This window comes from Nocardioides turkmenicus (assembly GCF_011045035.1).
GTDB classification, from domain to species: Bacteria; Actinomycetota; Actinomycetes; order Propionibacteriales; family Nocardioidaceae; genus Nocardioides; species Nocardioides turkmenicus.
Window position 1 is genome coordinate 18,772 of record NZ_JAALAA010000002.1, and the last position, 16,484, is coordinate 35,255.

At 70.0% G+C, this 16,484-nt stretch carries 15 protein-coding genes; 3 read left to right on the plus strand and 12 right to left on the minus strand.

Annotated features, from left to right (window positions below):
• Nucleotides 1–37: 37 nt before the first annotated feature.
• From couO to G5C66_RS02315, 5 genes are read right to left on the minus strand one after another with little or no spacing between them, the layout of a single operon-like run.
• A complete protein-coding gene (couO, locus tag G5C66_RS02295; RefSeq protein ID WP_165109349.1) occupies nt 38–928 on the minus strand; it encodes a 4-hydroxyphenyl-beta-ketoacyl-CoA hydrolase in 891 nt (296 codons plus the stop codon).
• Entirely contained in the window at nt 925–2,463 is a 1,539-nt protein-coding gene (locus G5C66_RS02300; protein ID WP_165109351.1) for an acyl-CoA synthetase, read from the minus strand. Before G5C66_RS02300 ends, couO begins: the two co-directional genes overlap by 4 nt.
• Nucleotides 2,464–2,499: 36 nt before the next feature.
• Complete coding sequence (locus tag G5C66_RS02305) at nt 2,500–3,399, minus strand: 3-hydroxyacyl-CoA dehydrogenase NAD-binding domain-containing protein (RefSeq protein WP_165109353.1); 900 nt, start codon at nt 3,397–3,399, stop codon at nt 2,500–2,502.
• Nucleotides 3,396–5,375: an acetoacetate--CoA ligase gene (locus tag G5C66_RS02310; protein ID WP_165109355.1), complete on the minus strand. Its 1,980-nt coding sequence runs from the start codon at nt 5,373–5,375 to the stop codon at nt 3,396–3,398. The genes G5C66_RS02305 and G5C66_RS02310 overlap by 4 nt, the downstream gene beginning before the upstream one ends.
• Nucleotides 5,372–6,136 (minus strand): crotonase/enoyl-CoA hydratase family protein, encoded by a 765-nt coding sequence (locus G5C66_RS02315; protein WP_165109357.1) that lies wholly within the window; start codon nt 6,134–6,136, stop codon nt 5,372–5,374. The genes G5C66_RS02310 and G5C66_RS02315 overlap by 4 nt, the downstream gene beginning before the upstream one ends.
• Nucleotides 6,137–6,220: 84 nt before the next feature.
• Between G5C66_RS02315 and G5C66_RS02320 the strand changes: the two genes are divergently transcribed.
• Nucleotides 6,221–6,640 (plus strand): MarR family winged helix-turn-helix transcriptional regulator, encoded by a 420-nt coding sequence (locus G5C66_RS02320; RefSeq protein WP_165109358.1) that lies wholly within the window; start codon nt 6,221–6,223, stop codon nt 6,638–6,640.
• Nucleotides 6,641–6,903: 263 nt separating this feature from the next.
• Here the strand turns inward: G5C66_RS02320 and G5C66_RS02325 are convergent, their stop codons facing one another.
• Genes G5C66_RS02325 through G5C66_RS02340 form a run of 4 tightly spaced genes read right to left on the minus strand, consistent with a single transcriptional unit; the run spans nt 6,904 to nt 11,348 of the window.
• Nucleotides 6,904–8,130: a glycoside hydrolase family 32 protein gene (locus G5C66_RS02325; protein ID WP_165109359.1), complete on the minus strand. Its 1,227-nt coding sequence runs from the start codon at nt 8,128–8,130 to the stop codon at nt 6,904–6,906.
• 44 nt (nt 8,131–8,174) lie between these two features.
• The gene (locus G5C66_RS02330; protein ID WP_165109360.1) at nt 8,175–9,014 is read right to left on the minus strand and encodes a carbohydrate ABC transporter permease; all 840 of its coding nucleotides are present in this window, start codon (nt 9,012–9,014) and stop codon (nt 8,175–8,177) included.
• Between the two features lie 10 nt (nt 9,015–9,024).
• Complete coding sequence (locus G5C66_RS02335; RefSeq protein ID WP_165109361.1) at nt 9,025–9,957, minus strand: carbohydrate ABC transporter permease; 933 nt, start codon at nt 9,955–9,957, stop codon at nt 9,025–9,027.
• Entirely contained in the window at nt 9,957–11,348 is a 1,392-nt protein-coding gene (locus G5C66_RS02340) for an ABC transporter substrate-binding protein (protein WP_165109362.1), read from the minus strand. The genes G5C66_RS02335 and G5C66_RS02340 overlap by 1 nt, the downstream gene beginning before the upstream one ends.
• 135 nt (nt 11,349–11,483) lie before the next feature.
• Here G5C66_RS02340 and G5C66_RS02345 point away from each other — a divergent pair, with 135 nt between their 5' ends.
• Nucleotides 11,484–12,530, plus strand: a complete 1,047-nt coding sequence (locus G5C66_RS02345; RefSeq protein WP_165109363.1) for a LacI family DNA-binding transcriptional regulator — start codon at nt 11,484–11,486, stop codon at nt 12,528–12,530.
• On the opposite strand, the gene G5C66_RS02350 is transcribed toward G5C66_RS02345, so the two are convergent.
• Nucleotides 12,516–13,484, minus strand: coding sequence for a DMT family transporter (locus G5C66_RS02350; RefSeq protein WP_241248167.1), 969 nt, complete (start codon nt 13,482–13,484; stop codon nt 12,516–12,518). The two genes, G5C66_RS02345 and G5C66_RS02350, sit on opposite strands and share 15 nt — an antisense overlap.
• Before the next feature lie 84 nt (nt 13,485–13,568).
• Here G5C66_RS02350 and G5C66_RS02355 point away from each other — a divergent pair, with 84 nt between their 5' ends.
• Nucleotides 13,569–14,033 carry an Lrp/AsnC family transcriptional regulator gene (locus G5C66_RS02355; RefSeq protein WP_165109364.1) on the plus strand — a complete coding sequence of 155 codons (465 nt, stop codon included), beginning with the start codon at nt 13,569–13,571 and terminating at the stop codon, nt 14,031–14,033.
• A 7-nt stretch (nt 14,034–14,040) separates the two neighbouring features.
• Here the strand turns inward: G5C66_RS02355 and G5C66_RS02360 are convergent, their stop codons facing one another.
• Both G5C66_RS02360 and G5C66_RS02365 read right to left on the minus strand, forming a co-directional pair.
• A complete protein-coding gene (locus G5C66_RS02360; protein WP_165109365.1) occupies nt 14,041–14,808 on the minus strand; it encodes a crotonase/enoyl-CoA hydratase family protein in 768 nt (255 codons plus the stop codon).
• Nucleotides 14,805–16,448: an acyl-CoA dehydrogenase family protein gene (locus G5C66_RS02365; protein WP_165109366.1), complete on the minus strand. Its 1,644-nt coding sequence runs from the start codon at nt 16,446–16,448 to the stop codon at nt 14,805–14,807. Before G5C66_RS02365 ends, G5C66_RS02360 begins: the two co-directional genes overlap by 4 nt.
• Nucleotides 16,449–16,484: the final 36 nt, after the last annotated feature.

Here is a 16,484-nt window from a genome sequence, read left to right on the forward strand (position 1 = left end):
GTCACCCCGTCAAGGGCCTGGCGGCGAAATGTGAGGCTCAGGCCAGCCCGAGCAGGCGCAGGGCGTTGTCCTTCACCAGCAGCGGGCGCACCTCGTCCTTGATCTCGAGCGTCCGTAGGTCGGCGAACCAGCGGTCCGGCGTGATCACCGGGAAGTCCGACCCGAAGAGCACCTTGTGGCGCAGCGGGCCGTTGAGCTGCTTGACCAGCTGCGGCGGGAAGTACTTCGGTGACCAGCCGGACAGGTCGATGTGCACGTTGGCCTTGTGGGTGGCGATCGAGATCTGTACGTCCACCCACGGCACCGCGGGGTGGGCCATCACGATCTGCAGGTCGGGGAAGTCGGCGGCGACGTCGTCGATGAGCAGCGGGTCGGAGTAGCGCAGCCGGATTCCGCGTCCGCCGGGGAGGCCGGCGCCGATCCCGGTCTGGCCGGTGTGGAACAGCGCGACCACTCCGAGCTCCTCCAGGGTCGCCCACAGCGGGCTGTGCTCGGGGTCGTTCGGGGAGAAGGCCTGCAGGCCGGGATGGAACTTGAAGCCGCGGACGCCGTGGTCCTCGACCAGCCTTCGGGCCTGCTTCACCGCCGCCTCGCCCTTGCGGGGGTCGACGGACCCGAACGGGATCAGCACGTCGGCGTGCTCGGTCGCGCGCTCGGCGATCTCCTCGCTCGACAGCGGCGGGTGGTCGAGGCCGGTGGAGGCGTCGACGGTGAAGATCACCGCGGCCATGTCGCGCTCGCGGTAGTAGGCGGCGAGGTCGTCGACGGTCGGGGTGCGTGGGTGGTCGCCGCGGAAGTACGCCGCCGAGGCGTCCATCAGCTCCTGGTCGAGCGAGAGGTGACCGTGGTGGTCGGCCTCGACGTGGGTGTGCATGTCGAGGGCTCGGATCGCGCCGGTGTCGATCCGGGGCTGGTAGCGGCCGGTCATGGGGTGGCTCCTTCCGGGGTGCCGTACAGCTCGCGCACCCGGGACTTCAGCAGCTTCCCGGAGGCGTTGTGCGGGATCTCGTCGACGAAGACGACCGACTTCGGGATCTTGTAGCGGGCGAGCCGTCCGTCGAGGTGTTTCAGCAGGTCTTCCTGAGTGAGGACCGAGTCCGGGCGGCGGACGACGACGGCGCGGCCGACCTCTCCCCAGCGCTCGTCCGGGACGCCGATGACGGCGGTCTCGGCGACGTCGGGATGGGTGTAGATCGCCTGCTCGACCTCGGCCGGATAGACGTTCTCGCCGCCACTGATGAACATGTCCTTCACCCGGTCGACCACGTAGAGGAAGCCGTCGTCGTCGAGCACCGCGACATCTCCCGTACGCAGCCAGGGTCCGTCGAAGGCAGCCTCCGTCGCCGCGCCGTTGTGCCAGTAGCCGGGGGTCACGTTGGGGCCGCTGACATGCACCTCACCGGCCTCCCCGGGCGCCGCGTCCTCGCCACCGGGGGCGACGACGCGTACGTCGGTGAAGAAGCACGGGGTGCCGGCGGAGCCGAGCTTGTCGAGACCGTCGCCGGCACGCAGCATCGTCGTCCCCGGCGAGGCCTCGGTCAGGCCGTAGCCCTGGATGATGTGCAGGCCGCGGCTCTGCCAGGTGTCGAGGAGGGTGCGCGGGATCGGGGCGCCTCCGCTGAGGGCCGAGCGGAGGCTGTCCAGGTCGGCGGTCGCCCAGGTCGGCTCCTGGGCGAGGGCCTGGTACATCGAGGTGACACCGAAGAGGAGCGTGACCCGCTCGCGCTCGATGGTCGCGATCGCCTCGGCCGGGTCGAAGCGCGCTGCGATCAGGGAGGTACCACCCTTGAGGAAGGTCGGCAGCAGCACCTGGTTGAGCGCCGCGGTGTGGAACAGCGGGGCGGTGACCAGGGCGATCTCGTCGGAGCGGATGTCGACGTCGACGAGCAGGTTGAAGGCGTTCCAGGCGATGTTTCCGTGCGTCAACATCACGCCCTTGGGGCGGCCGCTGGTGCCGGAGGTGTACTGGATCATGAAGACGTCGTCGAGGCCGACCTCGACGTCGATCCGTTCGGCCCGCTCCCCCGCCGCGTCCACGGCCAGCGTGTCGAGCCCGTGCCCGGCGGCGGCGGTGAACCGGTGGCTCGGCAGGCCGAGCGTCGCGACCGCCTCCGCGGAGACCACCTCGTCGAAGTCGTCGGCGTGGATGAGCAGCGCAGGCTCGGCGTCGGTCAGGATCCAGGCCAGCTCGGGTGGCGCGAGCCGGGTGTTGAGCGGCAGGAAGACCGCCCCCAGCCGCGCGGTGGCGAAGAGCGTCACCGCGAGCTCGATCGAGTTCAGGCCGAGAAAGGCGACCCGGTCGCCGGTCGTGACGCCACGGGCACGCAGCCCGCGGGCGACCGCCTCGACGAGACGGTCGACCTCGGCGTACGTCACCACCGCCTCGTCCTGCACGAACGCCCGCGCGCCGGGGGTCATCCGGGCCCGGCGGGCGGGCCACGATCCGATGCCGCTGTCCAACATGTCGATCCTCGTTCGTCGTCTTCGGATGCGTGGGGCTCAGCTGAGCCCGAGGTCGGTCTTGATCTCCAGCAGCCGCCGCAGCGCCTGGTCGCGGCGCGCGACCAGGTCCTCGGCGGAGGTCCCGTCGAGCTCCTCGTCGACCCCGTAGACCAGCTTCTCGATCAGGCCGTCGGTGAGCTCGGGGTGACCCAGGTCGTCCCACCAGTCGACCATGGGCGGGCCGAGGTGCTCGAGCACATGGCCGAGACCGCCGGGGCCGCCGGAGAGGTGCTGGGTCGCGAAGGGTCCGAGCAGCGACCAGCGCAGCCCGGGTCCGTCGGCGATTGCGGTGTCGATGTCCGCGACGGAGACGACGCCCTGGTCGACGAGGTGGTAGGCCTCACGCCACAGGGCTGCCTGGAGCCGGTTGGCGACGTGGCCGGGCACCTCGCGGCGGATGTGGATGGGGCGTTTGCCCAGGTGGCGCAGGGTCACCAGGGCTGCCTCGACGGCCTCGGGCTTCGTCGCCGCACCGCCGACGACCTCGACCAGCGGCACCAGGTGCGGCGGGTTGAACGGGTGTGCCACCAGCACCCGCTCCGGGTGCCGCGTGCAGGCGTCCTGGAAGGTGCTCGGCATCAACCCCGAGGAGCTGCTGGTCAGGAGCACGTCGGCCGGCGCCGCCGCGTCGAGCGCGGCGAAGATCTCGCGCTTGACGTCGAGACGCTCGGGTCCGCTCTCGAGCACCAGGTCGGCGTCGCGCCCGACCTCGGCGAGACCGCCCGCGAACCGCAGCGACCCCTCCGGGACCTGGGCGCGCAGCCGTTCCTCGGCACCTTCGGCCGGGTCCCAGGCGACCACGTCGAGACCGTGCTCGAGCCCGAGCACCACCCAGCTGACGCCGATCGCGCCGGTGCCGACGACCCCGAGCGTACGAACGTTCTCACCGCTCCTCATGCGTCCACCTTCCGTAGGGCGCCGGACCTGGCCAGCGCGACGAACGGGTCGAGCGACGTCGGGTTCGCAAGAGCGTCCCGGCTGGCCACGTCCTCCATGCGGGCTCCCTGCAGGATGCGCTTGGCGGGCAGCTCGAGCTTCTTGCCGGTGAGGTTGCGCGGCACCGCCGGCACCTCGATCACCTGGTCGGGGATGTGCCGCGGGGAGAGGGCCGACCGCAGCGCACCGACCAGGCGGGCGCGGAGCAGGTCATCGAGGCGGACGCCGTCGTCGGTGACGACGAAGAGCAGCAGCTCGCCGTTGCCGCCCTCGGGATCCTCGAGGTGGACGACCAGCGAGTCGGCGACACCGTCCACCTCCTCGGCGACGCGGTAGAACTCGGCGGTGCCGAGGCGTACGCCGCCACGGTTGAGGGTGGCATCGGACCGGCCGGCGACGTGGCAGCTGCCGTTGTCGTGGAAGAGGATCCAGTCGCCGTGGCGCCAGACACCGGGATAGTGGTCGAAGTAGGCCGCGCGGTAACGGGAACCGTCAGGATCGCCCCAGAACCCGACCGGCATCGACGGCATCGGCGAGGTGATCACCAGCTCGCCGAGGGTGCCGGTGACCGGGCGGCCGGACTCGTCGTAGGCGTGGGCGTCGACGCCCAGGCAGCGGCCGGAGATCTCGCCGGCGTACACCGGGAGCAGCGGGTTGTTCTGCACGATGCCGGAGCAGACGTCGGTGCCGCCGCTGCCGACGTTGATCTGGGCTCCCGGGAGCTGGTCCCGGAGCCAGGCGTAGCCCTCCGGCGGGAGCGGCGCGCCAGCCGAGCCGAGGATGCGAATCCGCAAGTCACCAAGGGTTTTGAGATCGACGTCAGCTTTGCGGCAGGCCATCACGAACCCCGGGCTGGCACCCATCACCGTGGCCCCGGTCGACGCCGCCAGCCGCCACTGCCAGGTCAGATCGGGGTGCATCGGGTTGCCGTCGACCATGACGATCGAGGAGCGCACCAGGAGCGAGGAGACCAGGGCGTTCCACATCATCCAGGCGGTGGTGGAGAACCAGAGCATCCGGTCGTCAGGCCCCATGTCCCACGACAGCGCATGGTTCTTGAGGTGCTCGAGCAGGATCCCGCCGTGGCCGTGGACGATCGCCTTCGGCCGGCCGGTCGTGCCGGAGGAGAAGAGCACCACCAGCGGGTGGTCGAAGGGCACCGGCTCGAAGGCGAGCTCGGCCCCTTCCTCCGCGTCGAGCAGAGAGGTCCAGGAGAGGGCGTCGTCGACCCGGTGTGCCCCGTACTCCACGTCGATCACATGGCGCACCGCCGGCAGCTCGGCCCGGATCTCGGCCACCTGGCCCTGCCGGTCGACGTCCTTGGCGCCGTAGCGGTAACCGCCGGCGACGAGCAGGACGACCGGCTCGATCTGGGCGAAGCGGTCGATCACGCTGCGCGGCCCGAACTCGCTCGCACACGATGCCCAGGTCGCGCCCAGGCTGGCGGTGGCGAGGTAGGCCACGAGGGCCTCGGGGATGTTGGGGAGGTAGCCGGCTACGCGGTCGCCGCGGCGTACGCCCAGCCTCTGCAGCGCCGCTCGCGCCCGAGCCACCTGGTCGCGCAGGTCGCCGAAGGTCAGCTCGACGTCGGCACGCGTCTGCGACCGGCCGAGCACGGCGACCCGGTCGCGATCCTCGTCGGTGCCGAGCGCGTGCTCGGCATAGTTGAGGGTCGCGCCCGGGAACCAGCGCGCGCCGGGCATCTCGCGGGAGGCGAGCACGGTGTCGTACGGCGAGTGCGACCGCACCCCGAAGAACTCCCACACCGCCGACCAGAATCCGTCGAAGTCGGTCACCGACCAGCGCCACAGCTCCTCGTGGGAGGTCATCTCCAGGTCGCGCTCGCGGGCCAGCCAGGCCAGGAACTCACCGACGCGCGAGGTCTCGAGGATGTCCGCGGGCGGGGACCAGACGACGTCACCCTGCTCGATGCTCACTGGTCCGTCACCTTCTTCGCCCGTCCGGCGAGGAAGTCCTGCATCCGGCCCTTCGCGTCGTCGGTCCCCTGGGCGATCGCGGCCATCAGCGACTCCATCAGGAAGCCGTCGCGAGGGTTGGCCTCGGCGATGCGCGGCAGCGCCTGCACGACGGCGAAGTTGGTCTGCGGCGCGTTCTGGGCGATCCGGCCGGCCAGCTCGAGGGCGGTCTTGCGGCCCAGGCCGTCGGCGACGGCGTACTGGCTCAGTCCCAGGGCCAAGCCCTCCTGGGCGTCGTAGCGCCGGCCGGTCAGCATCATGTCGGCCATCCGGGGGACGCCGATGAGCCGCGGGACGCGCACCGAGGCGCCGCCGCCGACGAAGAGTCCACGCTGCCCCTCGGGCAGGGCGTAGAAGGTCGAATCCTCCGCGACCCGGACGTGCGCGGCGGCGGCGAGCTCCAGCCCGCCCCCGACCACGGCACCCTTCAACGCCGCCACGACCGGCACCGGGCCGAACTCGATCTTCTCGAAGACCCGGTGCCACATCCGCGAGTGGGTGACCCCGGCGAGGGTGTCGCGCTCAGTCATCTCGGCCAGGTCGAGCCCGGCGCAGAAGTGGTCGCCGTCCGCGTCGATGACGACGGCACGTACGTCCGGCTCCAGGCCGTCGAAGAACCGCTCGATCCCGAGCACCGCCTCGTCGCTGAGCGCGTTCCGCTTCTCCGGACGCGCGAGGGTCAGCACCGCGACGTCGTCGATGCGCTCGGCTCGCAGGGGCATGGTGAACTCCTCATGATTGACAGGAATCCTGATAATTGCAGAGATGTGCGCCTCCCGCAAGCGCGGCGATGCTTGAATGACCGCATGACCGATGCACCCCTGTTGCTCTACGTCGTCAAGCAGCTCGAGCTCGCCACCCGGGCCCGGCTCGACGCCGTGCTGAAGGAATCAGGGGTCACCGCCCTGCAGTACACCGCCCTATCGGTGCTCGAGCGCCGCCCCACGATGAGCGCCGCCGACCTCGCCCGCGCCTCCTTCGTACGCGCCCAGTCGGCCGCCGACCTCATCGGCGCCCTCGAGCGCCGCGGTCTCATCGAGCGCCGCACCGACCCCGACAACCGGCGCCGCATGCTGATCAGTCTCACGGCCGAGGGCCGCGCCTTCCTCGACACCTACGACCCGCGCGTCGAGGAGCTCGAGGAACAGATGCTGGCCGACCTCGGCCCGGACGACCGCAAGTCCTTCCGTACGTTCCTCGACACCGCCCGCCGCGCCCTGTCCTGACCCGCCGACCCGGCGCGTCTGTCCCGAAAACCGCCGCCGACCCGGCGCATCTGTCCCACGAAATGCCGCCGAGTCGGCGTATCTGTCCCAAGTCCGGTCGAGGCTTGGGTCAGACGCGCCGACTCAGGCCTTGTTGCCGGGACAGACGCGCCGACTCGACGGCTTGAGCTGGGACAGACGCGCCGAGTCGGCGTTCGGTGAGCTCAGCTCACCGCGATCTCGTTCGGCTGCTCGTCGAGCTCGACGGAGGCGGTGATCAAACATCAGGTGAGATGCCACCAGTCCAGCCGGCCAGGGGCGTCGGTCTCGGGGACGACGCCGTCTCCGGTTGCGACCTGCAGACCGACCAGGCCACCGTCGGCGACGACCTCGAGCACCGGTCCGTCCACGACGATCCGCACGGTCGGGCCGGTGTGGTCGACCACGACCGGCTCTGCACCGCCGGCCACCGCCAACCGCAGCTGACCGTCGCGCAGCTCGAGCTCGGCGACCTGGCTGTCACCGACGAGCCGGAGTGTTCCATCGCCGGTCGGGCTCCACTCGATGTCCAGCGCCGTGCCCGGACGATCGTCGACCCTCCGGGCCTTCTCCACACTGGGGTGCGGGGTCAACCGGATGCGGTCATCGACGGAGACGACGTACGGCACACTGATCACCCCCGCCCACTGGTCACCGTCGCGAATCCCGCGGATCCAGAAGATCAGGCATTGGCGTCCCTCCGCGTCGACGAAGGCAGAGGCGGCGTAATGTCCCGGGGCCGCCGTGATCTGCTGCCAGCGATCGGCGGAGAAACGCCCGTCGGCGTACATCCCGTGGGCTGCGACCACGTGGTGGGTCGTGCCTTCCTCCCAGGCCGAGACCACGAGCACGTCGGAGTCGCCGAGGCGGGCGAGCTGCGGGCACTCCCACGCCGTCCCGGTCCAGGGATTCTTCTCCTCGTGCGACCGGGTGGCGAGCAGGCCGTCGTACGTCCACGAGTCGAGGTCGTCGGAGCTGAAGACCTCCGCACCCCCGACCCCGTCGCGGTTGCCATGGCCGACGATCATCCGCCACCGGTCGCCATCGCGGAAGATCATCGGGTCCCGGAAGACGTCGGTGTCGTCGCGCTGCGCGGTGGCGAGTACGTTGCCGTGGACCCATGAGGTCAGGCTCGGGTCCTGCGGCCGGGCGACCCGTACCTTGCCCAGTCCGAGGTTCTCCTCGCGGGCCGAGGTGTAGATGATCCGCGGCGTACCGTCCTCGCCGACGACGACCGCGCCCGACCAGCAGCCGGCCTCGTCATCGCTGGGGCGCAGCGCGACGGGCTGCTCCTCCCAGTGCAGGAGGTCGGTGCTGGTCGCATGGCCCCAGTGGATGTCCTGACGCCATTCCAGCGAGTCGGGCACGTGCTGGAAGAACAGGTGGTAGCGGCCGTCGTACCAGGTCAGGCCGTGGGGGTCGTTGATCCATCCGGCCCTCGGTGCGAAGTGCACCCGTGGTCGTGCAGTCATCCCTGTCGTTCCTTCCCTCCCGCGGGAGATGTCGAGTGTTTCGGTCACTTGTTGATCCCGGCGGTGAGGCCCTCTCGGAGGGACCGCTGGCCGAAGACGAAGACGGCCAGGGCCGGGAGCATGGACAGCACGACCCCGGCCAGGACGGTGGACATCGATCCGGTGCCGAGGTTGCCCTGGAGGCTCACCAGGCCGAGCGGGAGCGTGAAGTTCTCCTCGGAGACGGTGAGGATCAGCGGTCGGAAGAACTCGTTCCAGTGATAGTTGAAGGCGAGCACGCCGACGATCGCCATGCCGGGCAGCGCCAGCGGCGCGTACACCGAGGCGAACGTACGGAACGGGCTGGCACCGTCGATCGAGGCGGCGTCGGCGAGATCACCGGGCAGCCCCAGGAAGAACTGCCGCATCAGGAACGTCCCGAACGCCGTGGGGATCGCCGGCAGGATCAGCGCCATCAGGGTGTCGGCGAGGCCCATGCCGCGGATGAGCATGAACACCGGCACGATGGTCACCTGCAGGGGCACCATCATCGTGCCGAGGACGACCGCGAAGAGCAGCTCGCGGCCGCGGAACTCGATCCGTGCGAACACGTATCCGGCCATCGCTGCGGTCACCATCTGTCCGACCGCGATCAGCCCGGTCACCAGGACGGAGTTCCATACGAGCAGGACCATGTCCACCTGGGCGAACACGTCACGGAAGGCCGAGAGGCCGAAGCCCTCGCCGGAGGGCGCGAGGGCCACCCATGCGGTCCATACGACCGGTCCGAGCGTGAGGAAGGCGGCTGCGGCCAGGACCACGGGGCGACCGAGGCCCCGCAGCCGGACCAAGGGGCTGGTTGCGCTCCGCGGCGCGGCCGCGGGAAGGCGTACGTCGACAGTCATCGTGGGTTCCTCACTGGTAGAAGACGAAGCGGCGGCTCAGTCGGAACTGCGCGTAGGTGGCGCCGATGATGATCAGGGTCAGCACGATCCCGATGGCGGAGGCCTTGCCGAACTCGAGCTCACGGAAGGCGGACTGGAAGATCACCATCACGGCCGTGCGTGTGGAGTCGCCCGGACCGCCTCGGGTCAGGACGTAGGGCTGGTCGAAGATCTGCAGGGCGCTGATGATCGCCATCACCGAGGCGACCAGGATGGTCGGACTGATCATCGGGAGCGTGACCCGGGTGAACCGGTGCCAGCCGCTGGCCCCGTCCATCGAGGCCGCCTCGTACACCTCGCGAGGAACGTTGGCGAGACCACCGACGAAGAGCAGGAACGAGAAGCCGAAGTTCTGCCACACGTACACCGCGATCACCACGGTCACCGCACCTGCAGACGAGGTCAGCCAGGGTACGTTCGGCAGGCCCACCCAGCCGAGGATGACGTTGACCAGCCCGAAGTCCTGGTTGAACAGGTAGGACGCGACCAGCGACACCGATGCGGCGGACAGGATCAGCGGGAAGAAGAACGCCGAGCGGAAGAACGATGCCAGCAGCCGCGGCATCTTGGTCTCGAGCAGCACCGCCAGGCCCAGGGCCACGGCGAGCTGGAGCGTGACCGCGATGACGACGAAGAGGATCGTGTTGATGAACGCGACCCGGACCGTCGGGTCCGCGCCTATGTCGACGAAGTTGTCGAACCCGACGAACTCCGGGCTGGTGATGATGTCCCAGCGGAAGAACGCGAGCAGCAGCGAGGCGACGATCGGCAGCAGCACGAACAGTGCCATCCCGATGACCGTCGGCGCCAGGAAGGCGACCGCGAGCAACCGCTCTGCACGATGGGTACGTCGCCGGGTCTGGGGAGCGGCCGCCTTCGGCGCCGCCAGGTCGGTGGTGACCATCACTTCTCCTTCAGGGCGAGCTCGAGGTCGCGCTGCATGCCGCTCAGGCCGCGGCGTACGTTGCCGGCTGAACCCGTCAGGATGCCCACGACGTTCTTGATCAGGGCCGTCTCGACGGCGGCCTGCTGCGGGGGTGCTGGGATCGGCGCGGTCGTCGGGAAGCGGTCGAGGGTGTCGTAGAAGACCTTCCAGTGCTCGGGGCCCTTGCCCTCATAGAAGGTCGCGTTGACCATGGACCGTCGAGTCGGTGTCGTGTTTGGGATCGGTATCGACATCTGCATGCCCTCACGGCTGCAGCAGAACTTGATCCACTCCCAGGCCTCGTCCTTGCGCTGTGAGGTTTTCAGGATGGCGTAGCCCGCGGCGCCGAACTGGTGCCGCTGCACACGTCCGCGCGGGAAGAACTGAACGTCGTAGTCGCCAGGCTTCATCCCGCCGGCGGCCAGGCCGTCGACCCAGAACCCGCCAGCCGGCGTCATCCCGATCTGCCCGTCGGCGAACCGGCCGACGAGCTCGTTGCCGCCGCCCTGGGCTGGGCTGGACGCCAGCCCGTCGGCGACCATCGCGCGCAACATCTCGAAGGTTTCCGCAACCCTCGGGTCCTCCGCGTTCGGTTCCAGCCACTGGAAGCCGCCACCTCGGCTGGCCGACGACGGGTCATCGGGGTAGAACTTGTCCCACAGCCACGAGCCGCCACCGGCCTTGGACTCCGTGAGGAAGCTGGTGTCGTTGGCGTAGAGCCACGGGACGACCCCGCCCCAGAGCCGGTTGGTCCAGTAGAACGGCCGGAACGAGCCCTTCGCGCTGCGGGCCATCCGCCGAGAGGCGTCGAGGAAGTCGTCGACGGTCCAGTCGTCGGCGGGCCGCGCGAGGCCGGCGCGCTCCCAGGCCTTGGTGTTGTAGTAGATGTTGGCGGCGTTGAAGTCGATCGGGACCTGGAACAGGCTGCCCTGGTACATGAACGCCTCGATCAGCGCCGGATGTACGTCGTCGAAGTACTCCTGGATCTCGGCCTGGTCACGGACGACGTACTCGTCGAGTGGATGCGCGAGCCGGTCCGCGAACAGCTGAGCACCCTCGGTGGCCACGAGGACCACGTCGGGCGCGGTCCCTGCCGCGACCAGGGTGAGGATCTTCGCGAAGTAGTCGCTCCAGTCGGTGCCCTGGATGCCCTGCACCCGGACCTTGATGTCGGGGTTCTTCCCGCGGAACGCGTCCACGAGGTTCTTGCGGGCGGCAGCGTCCTGCGCGGTGCCGAGGATGACCACGGTGAGGGCGTCGGTGTCGCGTCCTGGGATGTCCTTGGCGATGAGACGGTCCCAGGAGAACGCGGTGCCGACGGCTCCTAGTCCGGCGAGGGCCAGGAGCCCCCTGCGGCTGAGATCGGCCATTGCTGGTCTCCAATCGGAGGGTGGATGTGACTGCCATCACTTGAAGAAACGATTCTCCAACTGTGATACAACGTTTCTTCAGTGTCAACCTCTGGCCCGGTTGCGAACGAGGCCCGAACCGAGGAGGCGATAGCGATGACAGGGCGACCGACCCTCAAAGACGTCGCACAGCGGGCGGGCGTCTCGGTCACCACCGTCTCGGTGGTGCTCAACGGCCAGCGCGCGGGAGTCCGGGTCCCCGAACCCACCCGGGAGCGGGTGCGCAAGGCGGCCGACGCGCTCGGTTACCGGCCCAACCAGATGGCGCGGGGTCTGCGGCGGCGCACCAGTCAGGCGATCGGCTTCATCTCCGACGAGGTCACGACGACGCCATTCGCGGTGTCGATGCTGGCCGCGGCCCAGGAGGAGGCCGCCCGCAACGATCATCTCCTTTTCGTCGTGAACGTCGGGAAGCCCGCGCGACCCGATGTGATGCAGCGAGCGATGGACTCGCTGGTGGAGCACCAGGTCTCCGCCTTGATCGTCGCTCGGATGTACCACCAGGAAGTCGAGCCGGTCGCGTCGATGCCTGAGTCGACGGTCTTCCTCAACGCCCGCGCCACCAGCGGCAGCTATCGCTCGATCGTGCCCGCCGAGCGCGCCGCGGCCCGGGCCGCTGTCCGCGAGCTGCTCGAGCATGGCCACCGGCGGATCGCCTTCCTCGACGACGACACCAACACCATCGCCTCCGGCCTACGGCACCAGGGCTATCTCGACGCGCTCGCCGAGTACGACATCGCGCCCGACCCCAGACTGCACGTACGGATGCCCTCCGGAGTGAGCGGCGGCGTACGGGGTGGCGAGCTGATCGACCTGCCCGCCGGTCAACGACCGACCGCAATCTTCTGCTTCAACGACCGGATGGCGATGGGTCTCTACCGGGGCGTACGACACCGCGGGCTCAAGATCCCCGACGACCTCTCGGTCGTCGGATTCGACGACCAGGAGTTCATCGCCTCCGAGCTCGACCCACCGCTGACCACCATGCGCCTTCCGCACCGCGAGATGGGCCGCCTCGCGGTCGAGTCCGTGCTCGGTCTCGACACCTCGTACGCAGGTTGGACGGAGCAGGGCGGCGGCGAGATCTCGCTCCTGGAGTGTCCGATCGTGCGGCGCGATTCGGTCGCGTCACCGCCCGACTGACCACGCCGTCGAGTTCAGCCCACCGGGAGCTCCACACGACATCGGTGGTCGAGGAACGACGGGCCGCCTCGCGGTGCCGTTGAAGGTGGCGACACCGGCCACGATGAGCGCCAGCGCGACGGCGAGGCCGAGGCCGATCTGCTCGCCGAAGATCGGGACCGCGACGACCGCGGTCAGCACGGGGCTCACCGCGCCACCGACCGAGGCACGGCCGCTGCCGAGCGCCTTGACGGCGAAGGCGTAGCAGAGCGTCGACATCAGACCGGTGCCGATGCCCTGGAGCGCAGTGAGCGCGAGGACGTCGCCGACCTCGGCGGTCCCGGCGAGCAGGTGCGACGGCATCGCACCGGAGACCGCCAAGACGAGCGCGGCGATGCTCGAGACGGTGCAGATCATCAGCACCATCTGCAGCAGCGACAGGCTCGTACGTTGCAGGCCCGAGGTGAACACCGCCCAGGCGAACCCGCCGACGAGGAGCAGGCCGACCCCGCCGAGCGACGCGCCGCCGCCGACCAGGAGCCCGCTCACCGCCACCCCGGCCGTGATGAGCCCCAGCGCCACCAGCCGCCGCGGCGGCAACGAGGTCCGGCCGCGCGCCATCGCGAGCAGCGTGACGAACAGCGGCACCGTGCCCGGGACCAGCATCCCGGTCAGCGCGGCGCTGGTGAGGTGGGCGCCGAACGCGAAGACGAGGAAGTGCGGGAGCCCGCCGACGAGCAGCAGGGCGAGCACCTGCGGTCGCTCGCGGCGTACGGCCTGGATCGTGCTCGGCAGCAGCGGGGCCAGCAGGACCACGGGCGTCACGAAGCGGAGGAACGCGGCATCGGCGACGGTCAGGCTGGACCCGCCGATGCCGCGCGTGCTGAGTGCGAACGACGACCAGAGAACGACCGTCATCGCCAGCGCCGCCCACCCAGCCGGCGCCCGTGTGCCGCTCTCCTGTCGCATCCCCATGTCGCGCCACGATAGGGAAATCAGCGGCGCATATGATTGCCGGATCTGCCGCGATCAACCGCGCGAGTGGCAGAATCTGCCACCATGCGCACGCTCGACGACACCGACAAGCACATCCTCTGGGAGCTCCAGCAGAACGGCCGCCTGACCAACCAGGAGCTCGCCGACCGCGTCGGCCTCTCCCCCTCGCCGTGCCTGCGGCGCGTACGGGCCCTGGAGGAGGCCGGCGTGATCAGCGGCTACCGCGCGGTCATCGACCCGCACGCCGTCGGCATGAACATCACTGCCTTCGTACGTATCAAGATGGCGACCCACACCAACGCCGCCGTCGAGGCGGTCGAGGAGCACCTACGGTCGATCCCCGACATCACCGAGGCGTACGTCCTGGCCGGCGACCACGACTACCTGCTCAAGATCGTCACCCCGTCCTTCGAGACCTACGAGCAGTTCCTCCGCGACAACCTCCGCACCATGCCGGCCCTCGCCTCCATCGAGACCACGTTCGCCTTCGGCAACACCAAGGAGAGCGCTCCGCTCCCCCTGGGCTGACCTGCGATCAACCGTCGCCGAAGGTGCCGTGACGTCCGGCTCCGCCGGCGAACCGGGTCGCGCCCGCGACGGTGTCGGAGGTGACGGAGACGACGCCGTGGGCGTACTCCGCGGCCAGGGCCTCCTCCTCGCCGAGACCCTCCTGCTCCAGCACCGAGAGCCGGTCGTGACGCAGGCAGGTCTGCGGGAACGCGGCGAGCTGACGGGCCAGGTCCTGAGCCGCCGCGAGGGCCTGGCCGGTCGGCACGACGCGGTTGGCCAGCCCCATCCGCAGCGCCTCCTCGGCGCCGACGGGGCGGCCGGTGAGGATCATGTCCATGGCGTTGCTGGTGCCGATCAGGCGCGGCAGCCGGACGGTGCCGCCATCGATCAGAGGTACGCCCCAGCGACGGCAGAAGACGCCGAAGACCGCGTCCTCCTCCATGACCCGCAGGTCCGCCCAGATCGCCAGCTCCAGGCCGCCGGCAACCGCATGACCGGCGACCGCCGCGATCACGGGCTTGCCGAGCCGCATCCGCGTGGGTCCCATCGGGCCGTGCCCGTCGGGCTCGAACCGGTTGGGGTCCCCGCCCGCGACCGCCTTCAGGTCGGCGCCGGCACAGAAGGTGCCGCCTTCGCCGTGGAGCACCGCGACGGCGGCGTCGGGATCGGCGTCGAACTGCTCGAACGCGGCGACCAGGGCCGCTGCCGTCGCCCGGTCGACGGCGTTGCGTACGTCGGGACGGTCGATCCCGATCGTCGTGACCGGACCGTCCTTGGTGACCGAGACGGTCATGCCGGAAGCGCCCGCTCGATGACCGCGTCCAGGTCGCCCCGCGGCGACAACGTGCCGAACGCACCACCCCAGTCCCGGCCGAGACGCGAGGCGCAGAACGCATCCGACACCGGAGCCGGGGCGTACCGCAGAAGCTGCGAGCCCTGGAAGACCAGGGCCATCTGCTCCACGATCCGCCGGGCCCGGAGCTCGATGTCGTCGAAGGAGGTGAACTCCTTCTTCAGCCGGTCCAGCGCGGCGTCGTAGCGGGCGTCGGCGCCGGAGGCGAGCTCGGCCTCCGCGAGGAACGCGTCCAGGGTGTGCGGCTCCTTCGCCAGCGCCCGCAGGGCGTCGAGCGCGGCCACGTTGCCCGATCCCTCCCAGATCGAGAGGAGCGGCATCTCGCGGTAGATGCGCGCGACGTCGAAGTCCTCGATGTAGCCGTTCCCGCCCAGGCACTCCAGGGCCTCGTTGACCATGAACGGGGCCCGCTTGCAGACGTAGTACTTCGTGACCGCCAGCGCGATCCGGCGCAGCGCGGCCTCGCCCTCGTCACCGCGGACCGCCCGGTCGTTGGCACCGGCGAGCCGCAGCATCGCCGTCGTCGCCGCCTCCGACTCGACCTGCAGGTCGGCCAGGACGTTGCGCATCGCCGGCTGGTCGACGAGCAGCTTCCCGAACGCCGAGCGATGGCTGGCGTGGTGGGCGGCCATGGTCAGCGCGGTGCGCATGCCGGCCGAGGAGCCGATCACGCAGTCGAGGCGGGTCATGTTGACCATCTCGACGATCGTGCGCACCCCGCGGCCCTCCTCGCCGACGAGCCAGCCGACCGCTGCGTCGTACTCGATCTCGGAGGAGGCGTTCGACCGGTTGCCGAGCTTGTCCTTGAGCCGCATGAACCGCATCGCGTTGCGCTCGCCACCGGGCAGCACACGCGGCACCAGGAAGCAGGACACGCCCGCCGGCGTCTGGGCGAGGGTGAGGAACAGGTCGCTCATCGGGGCGCTGGTGAACCATTTGTGACCGCGCAGGACGTACGTCCCGTCGGCCTGCTCGGTCGCCGTGGTCGTGTTGGCGCGGACGTCGGAGCCGCCCTGCTTCTCCGTCATCGACATCCCGGCGATCAGGCCGCGCTTGGTCTCGGGATCACGCAGCCCGAAGTCGTACTCCCGCCGGGTCAGCAGCGGCTCGAACCTCGTCGCCAGCTCCAGGTTGGCCCGCAGCGCCGGGACCACGGCGTAGGTCATGGAGATCGGGCAGCCGTGACCGGCGTCGACGTTCCAGGTGTAGAACTTCGCGGCCCGCGCGACATGGGCGCCGGCCCGGTCGTCGGCCCAGGGGGCCGCGTGCAGACCGTGCTCCACCGCGGTCTGCATGAGCTGGTGGTACGCCGGGACGTACTCGACCTCGTCGACCCGGTGCCCATAGCGGTCATGGGTGTGCAGACGCGGCGGCACCCGCTCGGCGAGGCGCCCCCACTCCTGGGCCTCGGCGCTGCCGGCGAGGCGCCCCAGCTCGTCGATCTGGGGGAGCGCCCAGCCCGCGCCCTCCCGCTCGACGCCTTCGCGCAGGACCGGGTCAGCGGCCGTGTTGTGACCCACCAGCGGTGGGACCTGGTTGGTGACCACATGGGTGGCGTGGGCCTCAGGGGTGCTGGTCATGTCCATGACGTTACAGAAATGGCGACAATCGTGTCC